We start from the raw sequence: 16,290 nt of genomic DNA on the forward strand, positions 1-16,290 counted from the left end.
TTTTTTTTTTTTCTCGTTTTTCTGTTCCATCTTGTTTTGTTTGTTTTTCTCATTTACCTGTTACAGATCCTTCATCTTGTTTTCCTCCTTTACCTGTTCCAGATCCTCCTTCTTGGTTTCCTCCGTTACCTGTTCCAGATCCACCTTCTTGGCTTCCTCCGTTACCTGTTCCAGATCCACCTTCTTGGCTTCCTCCGTTATTCCCTGTTGTGTTTTCCATTTTTTTGATAATAGGCGTTTTAGCATTGTGTACTAACGGCATTATGCCATACTGTGATTTATGAACCACATTTTCCACCTTGCTATTTTCAGTTTGTGTTCCTTTATCCTCTTTATTAGGTTCTTCTTTTTCAGGACTAGTTTCTTTTTTATGAGTCCCGCTCAATTCCCACTGCCATGTTACAGGAGAGAAAACATCTATATTGATGTTTGGATCTTTTAGCTTCACATGCAAGCTAATCTTTATATCCCCTTCATTACGAGGAGCTATTGTAATTTCTCCTGCTTCGCTTTGTAGAAAGTCACTTGTACGATCCACATCATCAATATATAAAGCTTCTGTACTTCCATCTAGTTTAAACTCTTCTGGAATACTTATCTTCAAAATTTGCGGAGATTCCATTTTAATTACTTTCGCAGTATCACTAAATGTAATTCCCTCTGTATAAAGTCTATCCTTCACTTCTTTAATGGCGTTTCCTAAAGATATTTTATTTACAGGATCATAATAAAAATTATTTTCTTTATTATATTTTTTTGTAAATTGAATTACATTTTGCAGTTGTAATTTCGTTGTATCTGGTAAATCACTTTGACCGATTTCTTCCATGTTTAAACTAGGTAATTTCGCAATTAAATTCTCGATTTGTTTCTTTATTCGAACATCTGGTTGTTTCATTAATGTATTTATGAAGATTTCTTGCTTTCCATCATTCGACATTGATTGCTTTAATTTCTTAATTACCGTATCTTGAATATCACTTTCTAACTTTCCTGCAAGTTCTGTATCATATTCAGACACTTGTTTTTTTACATCTGCTAAATATTTTTGAATCGCTGAAGCATCAGTTAAAATATTGGGTTCTTTCTCTGAAAACGTAAATTGATTTGAAATAATTTTATTAGCGGATTCCAATGCACTTAATTGCTTTAAAGCATCGCCTGTATTCATATCATTCATATATTGATTAAATTGATTTGTGAAATTATTCGCTAATAAATTGTTATCAGTTTGCATTTTTTGAAAGTTATTAAAACCATCTAAGTACGTACTGTTAGATTTATTCCCTTCATCTAACGCTTGACCGAAACCTTTTAAAACATCCTGAAATCCTTTGAAACTATTAACAGAAACACCTGTATAATCTTGTACTGTTTTAAATTGATTTGTGTAATTTGCTAACGGACTATGTATATCTTTTTTATACATAGTTGTTTGAACGTTTCCTTTTTCAATTATTTTACCTATATTATCTTGTGCACCTTGTAGCTTACCGATAATACTCGCAAAATAAACGTCGATTATTTGCTTATTGAAATCTTCTAAAATAACAGAAGCTGTATTTTCTGCCTCAGCTTTCAAATCCTTATTCCCAGTTGCATTTACTTTGTAGTTTAAAGTTAATTTCTCCGGAATCTCTGAATCAATCGCAACTGCTTTCCTAGAAAAATCATTTGGAATAACAATCATCATATTGTAATTATTATTTTTCAATCCATTTTCTGCTACCCCGCGACTAACTACGTACCATTCTTGTTTCGTATTTTTATTTACATTTTTAACAAATTGATCTCCAAACGCTATTTTATTGCCCTCAAATACAGTGCCCTGATCTTCATTTACCAACGCAACTGTCATTTTTGGTGTAGTATTCTCATTAGCTTTCTTAACATTTTGATTTAATGCTAAATAGGAGACCCCTGTTGATAGTACAAGAGCTAAAATAATAAACAACAAGATGCTCCATTTGAACTTTTTCACTACTTATCACTCCTGCGACTGCGAGTCTATCTAATGAAAGACTTCGTATCTTACTCTAGTTTTAAAGTAATTTAGCCATACAACGTATGGTTGCATGGCTAAATTATATATTTCTTTTTATCTGTCTTATTGTAGACCGAAATTACGAGAAAGATCTTCGTCATGTCTAGCAACAGCTTCTGCAGTTTTATTAAGCTGCATATTAATTTCTTGTAATAACTGTGCGAAGTTTTGTACTTTTGGCTTTAATTGATTGAACTGTTGGTCAAAACCTTCGAAAGCACGACCTTCCCATTCTCCTCTTAATTCATTTTGTAAGTTTTGTAGTTGACGTAAAATGTCCTCAATTTGATTTGCACCTTGTCCATATCGAGTCGCTTTCGATTTAAGCTCCTCTGGTGACATACGAATTTGTCCTGCCATTATTAAATCCCCCTTAAAATTTAAAAATAGTAAAATTAACCAATAATCAATTCTACAAATTGATTATATCAATAATTTAAAGATTTCTAAACAAAAAAATGATATTTTTCCAAAATTTCTCTTTTACTATAATAACGATATATTGTATAATACTAATTTATTTGTTTTTAAGCATACTCTATAAATCTACTAAAAAATAAAGGCAAACCATCTATTTTATATATTTATAAGGACTTATTCATTTTAAATCCCAGCGATAAAGTAGCTACTAAATCATTATTTTCTCCCATTGAGACTATAATACTCACTTCAAAGTCATAATTACCTGCCTTTCAACAAACCCAAACTCTTCGTACATCTCTTTTGCAAAATTCCCAGCAAATACATTCAACCGAATTTCTGAATACTTCTCCTTTAATTCCTTAATACCAGCTTCCATCAGTTCTCGCGATAATCCTCTCCCGCGATATTCTGGGAAAACGTACAATTCATATATAAATCCAAGTTTTTCACGAGAAAAATAGTCTGTATTTTCCCCTATTAATATCCATCCCATTACTTTATTTTTTTCTTTAACGATTAAATAGTATGCTCCTTTTTCTACAATCGGCTTTGTAATCTCAATTGCTTTCTCGGTACTTAATTGACAATTCCCTCTCGTCCCTTCAAAAAGCGATTGAGCCGAATATTTTAATATTTCATTGGTATCTTCTTGATTCGCCTTAACAATCATTTTTCACAACTCCCCTTGAATAATAGGCATTACTATCGCTTGTTCAAGATTCTCCGCTTCCATAACAATTGCTGTTAATCCGTGTTCTGTACTTGTTTCATGGAGCTCTCCCTTTTCCCAAAACACAGCTTGTCCCGCCTCTATCTTTATCTTTTCTTTATTTACCCCACATACATATCCAGCTCCTTCCACAATAAGAAGCAGTTGAGATACAACTGCTTCATGATTACCGATGATTCCATTCTCGTGTAAATGCATAGCACCGATATGTATATTTCCTCGATGGTTTAATATTTTCGACATGATGAAATTAGATTGAAATACTGATAGGTGCTTTCCTACTTTTTCACTAAAATCAAAAATTTTCATTACTAGTCCTCCTTATACGTATAAAACCATCCTTACCGTCTGCATCATATGTCCTTCAAAGTCTTCTTCAAATTGCTCTAATTCAGCAAAACCTTTCGCTTCATAAAAGCGTTTTCCTTTTTCATTTGCTGCTTCTACATGTATGTACAATTTCCGTATCCCATTTAATGCTTTAATTCCTTTTTGTAATAAAGCACTTCCGATCCCTTTTCCTTGCTGATCTGGTAACAAATAAATCGCACCTAATTCCGCTTCATTTTGTAGTCTAACAGGTGAAAAGTTCGCAAACCCTATTACTTCTCCTTCTTCTTCCGCAACGAATAAATGCGTATTTTTAAGACGATATTTCATTTTTTCATCAGAATATGCCTCGTCTAAAAAACTGTCTTGAATTTCTCTTGGAATAATGCCTTCATATGTATCATGCCAAGCTATTTTTGCTACTGATTGTACAGCATGAATATCTTCTTGCTTCATTTCTCTAATTATATATGTCATCTCGATGTCTCCATTCTCTTTAAATTATATTCTGCTAATATACTAGAAGAAACGGCAAAACCATTTTCATAATTCACCTTAATTAATTTTAATTTCTCAATTGAAGCTGTTGCAAAATCAAACTTTCCATAAATATATTCCATTACACTTAAAAACTGCTTTGTATGTAATCTATTTGCAATTGTACAATGCGGAACCCATTTTCCCGGTACGTAATATGAATTTGGGTTGTCATGAAAAGTTTTAAAATAATCATGATAAGAATAATGAAGTTTTAACAATTCATCGGTAACGGTCGGCGCTAGAAAGACCGTTCCATTAGTAGGAAAAATTCCAACAGAAGGAAAAGTTACTGCGTCCATATTTTCTTGAATAGCTACAAACTCCCCTAGTTTCTCAGTATACAAATGAACATCTAACTCATTATAATCCACAATCATTATATGAGGTTCTACTCCAGCTAGTTGATTTGTTCCAATTACATTTGTTAATTCATTTTGCAGTTCTGTAATTTTATTAGTAAACACACGATCAAATGTAGCAATAATAGCGTACAATCTTTCTCACCCCTTCGTTACACATAGCGCTTCCCATTCTTCACGAATCATGCCCATTCGAATAGAATCATAGTATGTTCCGTTATAATAACGACACTTTCGCATTCTACCTTCTAAGCTCATTCCTATTTTCTCCGCTACTTTCATCATTCGTTCATTACCAGACCAAGTCGTGAGCCCTACTCTACCAATTTCCATCTTTTCAAATAATAAATCTCGATATAACGTTAACGCTTCTGTACCGTAGCCACCATTCCAGTAAGTTGGATTATAAATAACAATTCCCATCTCCAACCAACGCGTCGGTTTATGCTCCCAATAAAATCCGACCGTCCCTATAATTTGACCGTTATTTTCTATAATTAAATTTGACAGTGGTTCTTCTTTCAAACGAGTTTGCATCTTCTCTTTATAGGAAGAGTATTCTTGCATTGAGAACGGGAAATATGGCGCATCCCATTTCTTCCATTCTGGGCTTTCTTCTTTAAATATGATATTCCATAATGTTTTTATATCCGATTCTTCTATTGTACGAATTGTAACTTTCTTCCCCTTTAATACAACGTTTTGCATAATTCCCTCCTGCATTCCTCTTTATTTCATATATAATTATAATATTTTTTCAGAAAAATCAAAACTAATATCATTTATTATATTGTATAATTTTGTTATTAGATACCAATTATTGATTTAGAAAGCTGGTGATTCAGTGAAGAATCGATTTAGTATTGCTTTATTTCTCACTATTGTTACGACAAATATTATTCTATATTTCTTCTTACCATCAAATATTGTTACGAAATGGGACTTTAATGGAACGCCTACATCAACAATGGATAAAAGCACTTTTGTAATCGTAAATATAATTATATGTTCCTTCTTATTCTTTGTATTTTTAGCTTTATCTAAAGCAGCGAGTAACCAGAAATTTCTCCATTGGATCGGCAACACAATGTTACTATTCTTATTTTTTGTCGATATTGTCATCGCCCTCATCGCTCTTGGCTTTTCACTTCCTCTTGATCATTTCATATTTTTAGCATTAGGGCTTTTATTTATATTAATAGGTTATTTCAGTTCCAAAATTGATACGACTAAATCAACCGTTTCATTAGAATGGAATGATAAGCACCTTGAAAAAAGAGCTTCAAATATTAGTAGTATTTCAATGATGATAGCAGGTATTTTTTTAGCGATACTTCCTTTTATCGTTTCTGCTCCCTATAGAGGTTATGGCATACTAGCAATTCTTTTAGGAATGAAGCTTATCATTCTGCCGAGTACGATTTATTTACTTATTAAAGACAGCAAGCAATCTACTCCTTTAAAAAAATAGGAGGTTATATCCCTCCTATTTCAGCTTAATGTTTTATTTTTCACTTTTTCTATCTCAACTAAAATCCCTTTCTCTATCCAACCCTCTACGCCATCTTTTTTAATTAAATCATATCCTGAACAGCTATCATCAATGAGAGAAACGATATCTCCCTTCCTAACGCTTATTTGCGCACAAGAAATATCGGTTTTCACTGTATATTCACCTGACTTAAGTTGTTTCATATATTCATTTTTTACAGTGAGCACATTATTCGTTTCCTTTTGTTTACATACGGTGTAATCTTGCATCTTCTCGATAGGCTCTATGTAATAATACGGATATGTCACTCCGCCCTGCATTTCTGAATTCGCATTAAAATCCGCTATTACTTCGTACTCTGGAAAATAGTCTACATATGTATAAGAAAACGTATCGCCCGTTTGTTTCCTCTGAATAATAAATACGTTTAATTGCCCTGCTTCTTTAATTGCATTTCCTCCATCAATTGCAATAATTTTTTTCTCCTTATCAATAACTGGATTATTAGACGGTGCTTCTTCAGAATAGTTCACGACAGGCCAATGACCGACTATTACATACTTATTTGCTTTATGTGATTGATTGAAAAACTCCGGCATTGCTATCGCATTTTTGCGCTCAGTTTCTTTCCAATCTACTCTATCTTCTAGACCGGCATGCACAAAAATATAATCTTCTGTTTCAATCGCTGTTGGCAACTCTGTTAGCCAATATAGTTCTTGTGAAAATTCACTTAACAATGCTTCTTTCACTTCACGAATTGAAGTGCCCTCATGAACTGAAAAACCCAATTGCTCTAGCCATTCATTAAAAATTGAATGCTTCCTCGTACATAAATAATTAATAAGACCAGGATTTTCATTTAGAAGAGCATCAACTAAAACTTCACAATTCCCTTCAACAACGTGAACCTTTGAATTGTTCTTTACAAGATTCATAACGTAGTTTACTACGCCTACGCTATCTCGTCCTTTCTCGCAAAGATCTCCATTAATAATTAAATAATCTTCATCTTTAAAGTTAACTTTATGTAGTGCTTCTTTTAAAAGATTTAATTCTCCATGAATATCAGATATGACGATAACTCTAGCATCATTAGGGATTGATAGTTTCTTTATTTTTTTCAAGTATAAGCGCTCCAATCATCCTCTTTATTAAATTAAAACAATTCGACAAAATACACTATATAACCTTTTCAAATACATATACCATAACTTACAACCTATTTACGGTTCAATAATAACTTAAAAAATAAGAAGAAGCTGTTCCCAACTTTTGCAGGACAGCTTCTTCTTATTTTTTTATAATTCTTTATAAAAAGAATAACTCACCTTATCATACCCTTCTCTTTCATAAAAACGATGAGCATCAATTCTTGAAAATGCTGACGTGAGGACGATAGACTCACATCCGTTTTCCTTTCCCCAGTTCTCTATATACGAAAGTAATACTTTCCCATGTCCTTTTGAACGATGTGCTTCTGCTGTTACAAGGTCATATACGAAAACGTGTTTCTTATTATAAAAGTTCGTACAAATCGCTACACCTGCAAGGCTAACAACTTCATCATTCTCATTACGCAGCGAAAATAGTTTATAATTTTCTTCTTTCATATTTCGAAATAAAGAGCTTGTTTCCTCTTTTGAAAGTTTCATTCGTAATTGCTGTAAAACAGGTAATACTTCATGTAATTGCTCTTCTGTTACTACTTCTTTAACATTCATTTTTAACTCTCCTCTAACTATTTATTTAATTTTCTAAATGTTATATCATTATTATAGAAAGTAACTGCCCTTCACTTAAGTGACAGTTTAAGTGTTTTTTATAAGGCCAGTTTTAAAGGAGAGTTTTATATGGATTTTACTATCCCATTGCAATTACAAAGTAACACACCTATTTACTTGCAAATTTACGAATATATTAAAGCTGAAATTATACAAGGGGCTATTTCTGTCGGCACACGTCTACCCTCACACAGAAATTTAGCATCACAACTTAATATTAGCCGCATTACTGTTGAATCAGCTTATCAACAATTATTAGCTGAAGGTTATGTAGAAAGTAAACCGAAACGTGGTATTTTTGTAGCAAATTTCGATATTGACGTTATCCCAAATAAAAAGCGAAATGCAGCAAAGAAGACGAGCAATTTGATAGACGAAAAATTTGAATATGATTGTAGCCAAGGACTTATTGATCAAAATGCATTTCCGATTACAAATTGGAAACGAGCATTACAAGAATCCATACTTACATACGAAAATGCACTATTTGCCAAAGAAGATCCTCAAGGTGAATTCGCTCTTCGAGAGCATATATCAACATATTTATATCATTCTCGCGGTGTCCATTCTTCACCTGATCAAATTGTGATCGGCGCCGGAACACAGCCACTTCTCTGGCTACTACTTCAACTGCTTGGCCCTACAAAAGAATACGGCATTGAAAACCCTGGATTTCACCGTATACACGCAATTATTAAAAGCTGTGATAGACAAATTCATCCCATACCATTGGATGAAAAAGGGATTGATATTTCTAGTTTATACAATACAAATTCCAATGTCGCATACGTTACACCATCACACCAATTTCCACTCGGGATTATTATGCCTTTATCTAGAAGATTAGAATTGTTAAAGTGGGCTAATGATTGCAATGGATACATTATTGAAGATGACTATGACGGAGAGTTTCGCTACGCTGGTAAGCCGATTCCTTCTTTACAAAGTCTTGACTCAAATGAACGCGTTATTTATATGGGGACTTTCTCAAAATCTTTTTTACCTTCTTTACGAATGGGATATGTTGTTTTACCACCACACCTTTTAAAAATATATCAAGAACTGCATGGAATTTTCAAACAAACAGTCTCTACAATACAACAACTTGCTTTTGCTAACTTTATACAAAACGGGAATTGGGAACGTCACCTTAATCGAAGTCGTACACTTTATAAAAGAAAACATCATGCATTAGTAAAATCCATTATGAAAGAAATGGGGGCTAATGTTCAAATTCTTGGCGAACAGTCCGGACTTCATATTGTTTTATGTGTCCATAACAGTATGAATGAAAATGAACTGATTGAATCCGCTAAAAAACAAAGCGTTAAATTATACCCACTTTCTCCATATGATTTCGTGAATGATTTACGTAAAGAATCATACGTATTACTCGGCTTTGGTAGTATTCCGGAAAATAAAATTGAAACGTTGGCTATATTATTGAAAGACGCTTGGTTTCCTAGTTGCAAGGAAACTTGTTAACAGTGGGTTTAACTTGTAACATGTTAACAATTCAACAAAATAAAAAAGAAGGCTGTTCCAAAATAACTTTTTGGACAGCCTTCTTCTAGTTATTCACCTGACCTAGCTTTCCTTCCCGGACGTTTCACACCAGTCGTTTCTGTTGAATAGGAAGCTTCAATTATAGCGGTTGGATCTACAGAGAGAACGAGATCTTTCATTTTCGGATAAATGAATCGGTTTGTAATGCAATAAATGATTCTCTTATGCTCCCCTAAAAAACCACCTTCTCCATGTAGATACGTAACAGATAGTTGCAATTCTTTCATAAGTAAATCGCCTATTTCTTTATTCTTACCAGAAATAATCATAACTCTCTTACCTTGATTAATACCATCTAGTATAAAATCAATCATCTTCGTAACAATATAGAAAATTGCTAACGAAAACATCGCTTGTTCGATTGAAAATAAAATGGCAACAAAGATGAAAATAACTGCATTTACTGCAAGTAAAAATGTACTAATCGGTACATTAAAGTGTTTATTCATCCAAACTGCTAACATTTCCGAACCGTCAATTGCTCCACCCATTTTAACAACAATCCCAACACCAATTCCAAACAGTACTCCACCATAAAGTACAATTAATAACTCAGAAGTCGTAATTGCTGGAAATGGTTTTAAATAAATTAATCCGAGTGTTGTAACTACATTCGCATAAGATGTACGGATAAAAAATTTCTTTCCCATTACTTTTGCAGTAAATAATAAAATTGGGATATTAATTCCTAAGAACACACCATAAAGCGGTAATCCTGCGACTTTATTTGCCATAATAGCAATAGCCGTTACCCCGCCATCTACTAATCCATTAGGTGCTAAAATAAGCTCTAATGAACCTGCTACTATAATTGAGCCAATTGTTAATAATACGTATTCAAATACTTTCTTCATTCATTACCCCCAAAACTTATATATTTTCTTAGTATTATTTTAACGTAAATTTACTACTAATTCAAAGGTATCGATTTATATACAGAAAAGTTTCACCTTTATCGCTATTTTTATGTACTACATGTAACGCGTAATACTAAAAACACACTTACTAATTAAAAGTAAGTGTGTTTTTAACATCTATTTAATCTTTACGTACGGCTTCATTTTTAATTTGAATATTTCCTCAACTGCCCTTTGGTATCCACCAGCATTTCTAAGCGATTCTCCCACTTTACGACTATTTTCCTTAAACGTCACATCATCCATTACTTTCTTTACAGTCTCACGTAACAATTCAGAAGTTAACTCGTTACGATTAAGTGTTATGCCTGCCCCTACTTCAGCCAATCGTTTTGCAACGAATGGCTGATCCCCTGTTACCGGAATTACAACTAATGGAACACCATAATATAACGCTTCACTCGAACTATTCATACCACCATGTGTCACGAATACATCAGCATGCTGTAAAACTTCTAATTGGGGGACATAATTATACAATTTAAAGTTTTTCGGGATATTTTCAAATTGACTTATATTTATCTTCTTACCAACGACTAATACGACTGTCGCATCAACATCTTTAAACGCTTCAAAACATTTTTCATACAGAGCAGGTTGTTCATTAAAAACTGTTCCCATAGAAATGAAAATCACTTTTTCATTTTTTAAATCTTCGGTAGGAAAATTCCCCACTTCTTTTCGAGTAGCAATTGATGGACCTACAAATTTATACGATTCATCAAATACATCTGAACGTGGCTGATATTCTTTTGAAGTATATACAATCGTAATATCACCAGGATGGTTCATAATATCATACATACTATTACATTTCATTCCATACTGCTTATTCCATCTTTCCATTCCCGCTAAACAAGATTGATATAATGGATCCATTTCATCTACTTGTCTCGATTCTTGCTCATCATGAAAATTAATGTACTGATTAACAGCAAACGTTGTACAGGATGAAACGCTTGGTAATTGTAAAATATTCGCTATAATACGTCCTACTGGAAAATGATTATCATATATTAAATAATCGTATTTTTCCTCTTTTGTTTCTTCTACAATTTGAGTAACAATACGCTCTGATGCTTCAATCATATGAGATAGCATCGTCAAAGGGCTCCCACCTTCATTTACTCGTTCCATAATATTAATTTGAGAGAGAAAATTCTCAAACACTCGGAATTCCACACCTGTTGCTTCAACCTTCTTTCTATAATCTTCAATACAATAAGAAACAACTGTTTCCCCTCGCTGAATTAACTCACTTACAATAGCTAAAGTCGGATTAATATGACCTTCCCCAGGAAAATTTATTACGAGTACATTTGCCATAACATTCTCTCCTATCCAATTAATATAATAAAATTAACAATTAATTATATTAATTAATTTAAGTCTATTATAAATGAATGCATTCTACTTCTTCATGCTTTTCTCTTCATTTTATTATTGAGAAATATTTTCTATAGTCTACATTATTGTGATTCACAATCTTATAAATGAATGCTTAATTTTACTTTTACTCTTCATAGATTTAAAGATACGAGTCTTACATTCAAGTATTACCACCATTATTTTTAGACAATTCATACAAAAATAGAGAAATATAATATTTTTAATGAGTTTTCACTATAAATGTAAGTATGCTTTCAATCTTTTTATCTTTATCCTCATAACTCATCATCTGTTATATAATGAATTTATAGAATTTCCAGAAAAAGGAGTCTTTTCATGTTACAAAAACTATTCAATTCACCTATTCTATCCGTTCAAGCCTTGCACCCAGGTTATGAAGATCATGCAAGTGATGTTTTTCTCGTTCAAACAGAAGATACAGAAATTATCGTTCGTGCTTCTAAAATGAATGAAGAACCAAATAATGATTTTTGGTGGGGATGTAAAAATCTATTTGGAATTGATCCAAGGAACGTCCATCATTTAGAAACTGTACATACATTGCTGCAAGAACATACGAATCTTCCTATCCCAACAATATTAGAAAAACATGTTTTAAATGGCCGTGAATTTGTGGTGGTCGAAAAGTTAGTAGGTAACACAGTTCAATCTTTTATCGAGCAACCAGATTCTATTTTATTCAGCCTAGGAAAAGGACTTGCAGAAATACATAAATTTAAAGCCGATTTCATAGGAAATCCGTCAGGCAAGTTCCAAGTTCCACTAGATGAATTCCAATCACATATTTTAAACGTGAGTAAAGAGCTTGTGAATATGTTTTATTCCGATGATGAAAGCATACAAAATGCATTCCCTACTTTTGAATCACAACTTTCTTCCCTGTCCGTACCAAAGGAATCTACACTCGTCTTAATTGATATGGATCCTACTCAATTTTTATCTGACGGTACAACTATTACGGGTTTAATAGATACTGAAGCTTACGCTGTTGCTCCGCGAGAGCTTGATTTTATCGGACTAGAATATGTACTTACCGAAAAAGAAGCACATGCCTTTAAAAGTGGTTACGAAACAATTATGTCTATTCCTCAATTAGAAGAATATAGACAGCCTTATCGTTATTTATACCGACTGTTATCTGTGCAAGGTAATGTGGAATTAAAGAAATGGTTAAGTCACCCACCCTATTTTTAAATACAAATGAGAGGGAGTATACAATGGATATTCAGAAAAAGCGTTATGTAACAGAAAGTGAAATACAGCAAATGAAGGATTTGGCTTATATTTGTGGGCAACAAGACAATCTTGATTACTCTTCAGATTTACATATCAACTTTTTAAAAAATCGAAATGAAGATTATATAAACGATTTTCTTCTTTATAACGGTACTCAATTAATTGGCGCTTTAAATATGTATGATTTCGAAAGACCAACAAAGCTTGAACTAATAGGCTTTGTACATCCTCATTTTAGAAAACAACGTTTCGGAACTATCCTTTTACAAACTGCAATGAAAGAAATACAAAATAGAGAGACAGATGAAGCTCTTCTTATTATTAATGGGGATTCTATTTCTGGGAATGAATTTGTAAAACATATGAAGTTACCATATTTATATAGTGAATATAGTATGGAGTTCAAAACAAACGAAATTCAAAAAACAACAGATAATAATATACAGCTTACTCTTACACCTTCAGAATCACTTCTTGATCTTATTGAAATTTCTAGTAAAGCTTTTGGTGATTCAGTAGAAAATACGGCTACATGGTTACAAAAAATGATGAATTCATCTTCCCATCAAGTTTACAGTGCCCTTATTGCTGGAAAAGTGATAGGAACAATTACAGTTTCTAAACAAGAGCAATCTACTACACTATCAGGATTCGCCGTTCATCCTTCTTATCAAGGTAAAGGATACGGAAAAGATATTCTTTGTAATATAGTACATACTCTTATTACAGAAGGAGTTTCAACAATTGAGTTAGACGTCGAAACGAAAAATATCCACGCTTTAAAACTATATACACAATGTGGTTTTGAAATTAACACGAGGCATGACTATTATAATTTAATTAATTTTTAGGTGAATACATATGTTAAAAAAACAATTTATTCTAATTATGATATTTTAGCAGACATCTATAATAAACATTGGGGACATTTTGTTGAATACTCCTATCCAGCCTCGTTTTACAAGATGCTCTTCCCTACTCTCGTATATTAGATCTTTGTTGCGGGACTGGTCATCTCTGCCGGTGATAGTTTAATTTAGTTGAACTAAAAAGTGTGTTTCACAAAGTTTACTCCGTATTACATAACGAGGGTATATTCGCATTTGATATGAATAAAAAAATAAAAAAACTGAATCGAAATGATTCAGTTTTTTCTTAATATATTTACAACTGCAGTTGTTTCGTCATTTTCTTTATAGACACGCGGAATTCTTCTATCTAGCATACATGTAACTTCATAGTTTATTGTACCTAACATATCCGCTATTTCTTCTACTGCGATATTTTCTTCACCTTGTTTACCGTAGAATACTACTTCGTCTCCTACTTGTACTGGCATCGCTTTTGAAACATCCAACATTAACTGATCCATACAAACACGGCCAATAACAGGTACTCGAACCCCATTAATTAACGCATAGCCTTTATTAGATAATTGACGATTATAACCATCAGCATAACCAATTGGTACAGTCGCAATCCATTCTTCACCAGTTGTTACATACGTATTCCCATAACTTACACCACGATTCTTCTTCGCATGTTTAATATGAGCTACTTTTGATTTTAACGACAACGCAGGCTGTAAAGAAACGACTGAATGATCCACTTCTTTTGATGGATACATACCGTACACTCCTATTCCAACGCGTACCATATTTTGAAATGTGTTACTTAATTCCATTGATCCCGCACTATTTGAACTATGAATATATGGTATTTGAATTCCTAATTCTTTCGCTGTATTAACAGCTTTTTCAAATAAACTTGTTTGCATATTCGTATATGATTTATCGATTTCATCTGCCGTAGAGTAATGCGTAAACATCCCTACTACCTCTACATACTCCATACGGTTTAATTCTTCTAAAAATGGTTTAACTTCTTCTTCTTGTAAACCGATACGACTCATTCCTGTATCAATTTTCACTTGAATTTGTACTTTCTTTTGAAGACGGTTTGCAATTTCATTTATACCATGTAAATCTTCTACTCTATAAACAGTCATCATAACGTCATATTGAATTACATCTTCTACAGCCGCTACTGGTGTGTATCCTAAAATTAAAATTGGTACAGTAATTCCTGCTTCTCTTAATTCTATTGCTTCATCTACAAATGCAACTGCAAGTTGATGTATTCCCGCTTCAATTGCAGCTTTGGCAACTTCAACTGCCCCATGGCCATACCCATTCGCTTTTACAGCAGCCATCATCTTAATTTCTTCATCATTTACATGTTTTTTAAATTCTTTTACATTATGTTTTACAGCATTTAAGTCAATTTCTACAATTGTATCTCTTCCATATTTCAAACTCATTGGTCTAACTCCTAACTCAATAATTGCATTCCATTCTATTTCACGTTTCATATGACCTTTTACAATATAATACTTTTCATTATGCTAGTCAAACTACTAGAATTTTCGGAATTTTGAGTATGATATAATATCCTCAAGAAACTATTATATACGGAGACGAAGAGAATTACAATGTTTGTTCAATCTGCATTGCATCAACTAAAAGTTGCTATTGATACTTCTATTTATATGCTTAACCAATATAGTGAAAACGATTTGAAAATACAACCGATTCACTCAAAACGATCATTATTTGAAATGTGTGCACATCTTTCTCTTATTTGTCACGCTGATTTACTCATTTTAAATGGTATTTCAGAAAAAGAATTACATACCTTTTATATAGAACATACGCCCGTAACAGTTGCTCACATGCAACAAACGATGATTGAAGGATACAACCTTCTCTCTAAAACATTTCTTTCCTACTCCCAAATAGAATTAGCAGAAGTTATGACTGCCTATTGGGGGATTTCTTATTCGCGCTTTGAATGGTTACTTGAAATCGTTGCACACTTTTATCATCATCGTGGACAAATTCATATTTTATTATGCGAGCATATGAAAGATCCTCGCATTCCTTTATTTGAGTGATTTTCCACTCACTCATTCATTAATTATAAATAGAGAAGCTACAAAACCAATAAAAAGTATCATTCCTAATAAAATAAATGTTTGAGCATAACCTCCTATTTTCATAAGATAAATAGAAATGATAGGTCCTATACTAGTACCTAAAAATAAAATAAAAGTATATTCCCCTTGCTTTCCCTCCTAATTGACCTACAAGAGAAACTAAAGACGGAACGGATATAGCAATACCTATTACAAAACAGACACTCATCATTACAAGTAGAGATAGATCCGAAACAAAGCCCATTGAACTTAGACTAAAAATAGCAATCAACAATCCTCCTTGAAGAACCTTTCTTACTTCAAACCTCTTTGTTAAACGACCTGCAAGTGGTGACAGCAACATACCAAACAGCCCTGCTAAGCGAAAATAAAGGATTTGTTCTGCAGTTAAATTGTAAGTAGGAGAGCTCAAATAATTCCCTAAAACAGTATACATATTAACAAAAGCCATTATTAAAACAGGA

The 16,290-nt window shown here is 32.8% G+C and carries 16 protein-coding genes and 3 pseudogenes; 6 read left to right on the forward strand and 13 right to left on the reverse strand.

Translation table 11 applies throughout. The annotated features are described in order from the left end of the window. Positions 1-55: 55 nt before the first annotated feature. From esaA to MR143_RS30975, 7 genes and pseudogenes are all read right to left on the reverse strand, one after another. A pseudogene (gene esaA / locus MR143_RS30945) lies at positions 56-1,981 on the reverse strand (type VII secretion protein EsaA); the annotation flags it as partial. A gap of 126 nt (positions 1,982-2,107) precedes the next feature. Beyond that, positions 2,108-2,404, reverse strand: a complete 297-nt coding sequence (locus MR143_RS30950) for a WXG100 family type VII secretion target (RefSeq protein ID WP_000918601.1) — start codon at positions 2,402-2,404, stop codon at positions 2,108-2,110. A 304-nt stretch (positions 2,405-2,708) separates the two neighbouring features. Beyond that, the gene (locus tag MR143_RS30955) at positions 2,709-3,137 is read right to left on the reverse strand and encodes a GNAT family N-acetyltransferase (RefSeq protein ID WP_000635650.1); all 429 of its coding nucleotides are present in this window, start codon (positions 3,135-3,137) and stop codon (positions 2,709-2,711) included. Between the two features lie 3 nt (positions 3,138-3,140). Beyond that, positions 3,141-3,506, reverse strand: a complete 366-nt coding sequence (locus MR143_RS30960) for a cupin domain-containing protein (protein WP_000688076.1) — start codon at positions 3,504-3,506, stop codon at positions 3,141-3,143. A gap of 12 nt (positions 3,507-3,518) precedes the next feature. Further along, the gene (locus MR143_RS30965; protein WP_000221048.1) at positions 3,519-4,004 is read right to left on the reverse strand and encodes a GNAT family N-acetyltransferase; all 486 of its coding nucleotides are present in this window, start codon (positions 4,002-4,004) and stop codon (positions 3,519-3,521) included. Next, a complete protein-coding gene (locus MR143_RS30970; protein WP_000270884.1) occupies positions 4,001-4,561 on the reverse strand; it encodes a 2'-5' RNA ligase family protein in 561 nt (186 codons plus the stop codon). The genes MR143_RS30965 and MR143_RS30970 overlap by 4 nt, the downstream gene beginning before the upstream one ends. A 6-nt stretch (positions 4,562-4,567) precedes the next feature. Further along, complete coding sequence (locus tag MR143_RS30975; protein ID WP_001181852.1) at positions 4,568-5,134, reverse strand: GNAT family N-acetyltransferase; 567 nt, start codon at positions 5,132-5,134, stop codon at positions 4,568-4,570. Positions 5,135-5,270: 136 nt separating this feature from the next. On the opposite strand from MR143_RS30975, the gene MR143_RS30980 reads away from it, so the two are divergent. Next, positions 5,271-5,897, forward strand: a complete 627-nt coding sequence (locus MR143_RS30980; RefSeq protein ID WP_000797171.1) for a DUF1648 domain-containing protein — start codon at positions 5,271-5,273, stop codon at positions 5,895-5,897. A gap of 20 nt (positions 5,898-5,917) precedes the next feature. Here the strand turns inward: MR143_RS30980 and MR143_RS30985 are convergent, their stop codons facing one another. After that, a complete protein-coding gene (locus MR143_RS30985; RefSeq protein WP_000721385.1) occupies positions 5,918-7,045 on the reverse strand; it encodes a metallophosphoesterase in 1,128 nt (375 codons plus the stop codon). Between the two features lie 174 nt (positions 7,046-7,219). Beyond that, positions 7,220-7,642 (reverse strand): GNAT family N-acetyltransferase, encoded by a 423-nt coding sequence (locus tag MR143_RS30990; RefSeq protein ID WP_001101112.1) that lies wholly within the window; start codon positions 7,640-7,642, stop codon positions 7,220-7,222. Positions 7,643-7,771: 129 nt separating this feature from the next. Between MR143_RS30990 and pdxR the strand changes: the two genes are divergently transcribed. Then, complete coding sequence (pdxR, locus tag MR143_RS30995) at positions 7,772-9,187, forward strand: MocR-like pyridoxine biosynthesis transcription factor PdxR (protein WP_199717896.1); 1,416 nt, start codon at positions 7,772-7,774, stop codon at positions 9,185-9,187. Positions 9,188-9,276: 89 nt separating this feature from the next. On the opposite strand, the gene MR143_RS31000 is transcribed toward pdxR, so the two are convergent. Continuing rightward, positions 9,277-10,122, reverse strand: coding sequence for a YitT family protein (locus tag MR143_RS31000; protein ID WP_000755123.1), 846 nt, complete (start codon positions 10,120-10,122; stop codon positions 9,277-9,279). A gap of 180 nt (positions 10,123-10,302) precedes the next feature. After that, entirely contained in the window at positions 10,303-11,511 is a 1,209-nt protein-coding gene (locus tag MR143_RS31005; RefSeq protein WP_000024472.1) for a macrolide family glycosyltransferase, read from the reverse strand. A gap of 399 nt (positions 11,512-11,910) precedes the next feature. On the opposite strand from MR143_RS31005, the gene MR143_RS31010 reads away from it, so the two are divergent. The 3 genes and pseudogenes from MR143_RS31010 to MR143_RS31020 form a co-directional block, all read left to right on the forward strand. Continuing rightward, positions 11,911-12,789 carry a phosphotransferase family protein gene (locus tag MR143_RS31010; protein ID WP_000939564.1) on the forward strand — a complete coding sequence of 293 codons (879 nt, stop codon included), beginning with the start codon at positions 11,911-11,913 and terminating at the stop codon, positions 12,787-12,789. 23 nt (positions 12,790-12,812) lie between these two features. Further along, on the forward strand, positions 12,813-13,682 hold the full coding sequence (locus MR143_RS31015; protein ID WP_000354432.1) for a GNAT family N-acetyltransferase: 870 nt from the start codon (positions 12,813-12,815) through the stop codon (positions 13,680-13,682). Further along, a pseudogene (locus tag MR143_RS31020) lies at positions 13,683-13,945 on the forward strand (class I SAM-dependent methyltransferase); the annotation flags it as partial. Positions 13,946-13,975: 30 nt separating this feature from the next. On the opposite strand, the gene alr reads toward MR143_RS31020, so the two are convergent. Next, complete coding sequence (gene alr, locus MR143_RS31025; RefSeq protein WP_021727885.1) at positions 13,976-15,151, reverse strand: alanine racemase; 1,176 nt, start codon at positions 15,149-15,151, stop codon at positions 13,976-13,978. Positions 15,152-15,322: 171 nt separating this feature from the next. Between alr and MR143_RS31030 the strand changes: the two genes are divergently transcribed. Further along, a complete protein-coding gene (locus MR143_RS31030) occupies positions 15,323-15,784 on the forward strand; it encodes a DinB family protein (protein ID WP_000498002.1) in 462 nt (153 codons plus the stop codon). A gap of 12 nt (positions 15,785-15,796) precedes the next feature. On the opposite strand, the pseudogene MR143_RS31035 reads toward MR143_RS31030, so the two are convergent. After that, positions 15,797-16,286: pseudogene (locus MR143_RS31035) on the reverse strand (MFS transporter); the annotation flags it as partial. Positions 16,287-16,290: the final 4 nt, after the last annotated feature.

It is taken from the genome of Bacillus cereus group sp. BfR-BA-01347 (assembly GCF_022663835.1).
GTDB classification, from domain to species: Bacteria; Bacillota; Bacilli; order Bacillales; family Bacillaceae_G; genus Bacillus_A; species Bacillus_A thuringiensis_K.

Bases quoted from the DNA above. Each gene is read 5' to 3' on its own strand.
- MR143_RS30975 (WP_001181852.1), bottom strand. From the start codon at position 5,134: ATGCAAAACGTTGTATTAAAGGGGAAGAAAGTTACAATTCGTACAATA.
- MR143_RS30960 (WP_000688076.1), bottom strand. From the start codon at position 3,506: ATGAAAATTTTTGATTTTAGTGAAAAAGTAGGAAAGCACCTATCAGTA.
- MR143_RS30990 (WP_001101112.1), bottom strand. From the start codon at position 7,642: ATGAATGTTAAAGAAGTAGTAACAGAAGAGCAATTACATGAAGTATTA.
- MR143_RS30950 (WP_000918601.1), bottom strand. From the start codon at position 2,404: ATGGCAGGACAAATTCGTATGTCACCAGAGGAGCTTAAATCGAAAGCG.
- MR143_RS31000 (WP_000755123.1), bottom strand. From the start codon at position 10,122: ATGAAGAAAGTATTTGAATACGTATTATTAACAATTGGCTCAATTATA.
- MR143_RS31030 (WP_000498002.1), top strand. From the start codon at position 15,323: ATGTTTGTTCAATCTGCATTGCATCAACTAAAAGTTGCTATTGATACT.
- alr (WP_021727885.1), bottom strand. From the start codon at position 15,151: ATGAGTTTGAAATATGGAAGAGATACAATTGTAGAAATTGACTTAAAT.
- MR143_RS30965 (WP_000221048.1), bottom strand. From the start codon at position 4,004: ATGACATATATAATTAGAGAAATGAAGCAAGAAGATATTCATGCTGTA.
- MR143_RS31010 (WP_000939564.1), top strand. From the start codon at position 11,911: ATGTTACAAAAACTATTCAATTCACCTATTCTATCCGTTCAAGCCTTG.
- MR143_RS31005 (WP_000024472.1), bottom strand. From the start codon at position 11,511: ATGGCAAATGTACTCGTAATAAATTTTCCTGGGGAAGGTCATATTAAT.
- pdxR (WP_199717896.1), top strand. From the start codon at position 7,772: ATGGATTTTACTATCCCATTGCAATTACAAAGTAACACACCTATTTAC.
- MR143_RS31015 (WP_000354432.1), top strand. From the start codon at position 12,813: ATGGATATTCAGAAAAAGCGTTATGTAACAGAAAGTGAAATACAGCAA.
- MR143_RS30955 (WP_000635650.1), bottom strand. From the start codon at position 3,137: ATGATTGTTAAGGCGAATCAAGAAGATACCAATGAAATATTAAAATAT.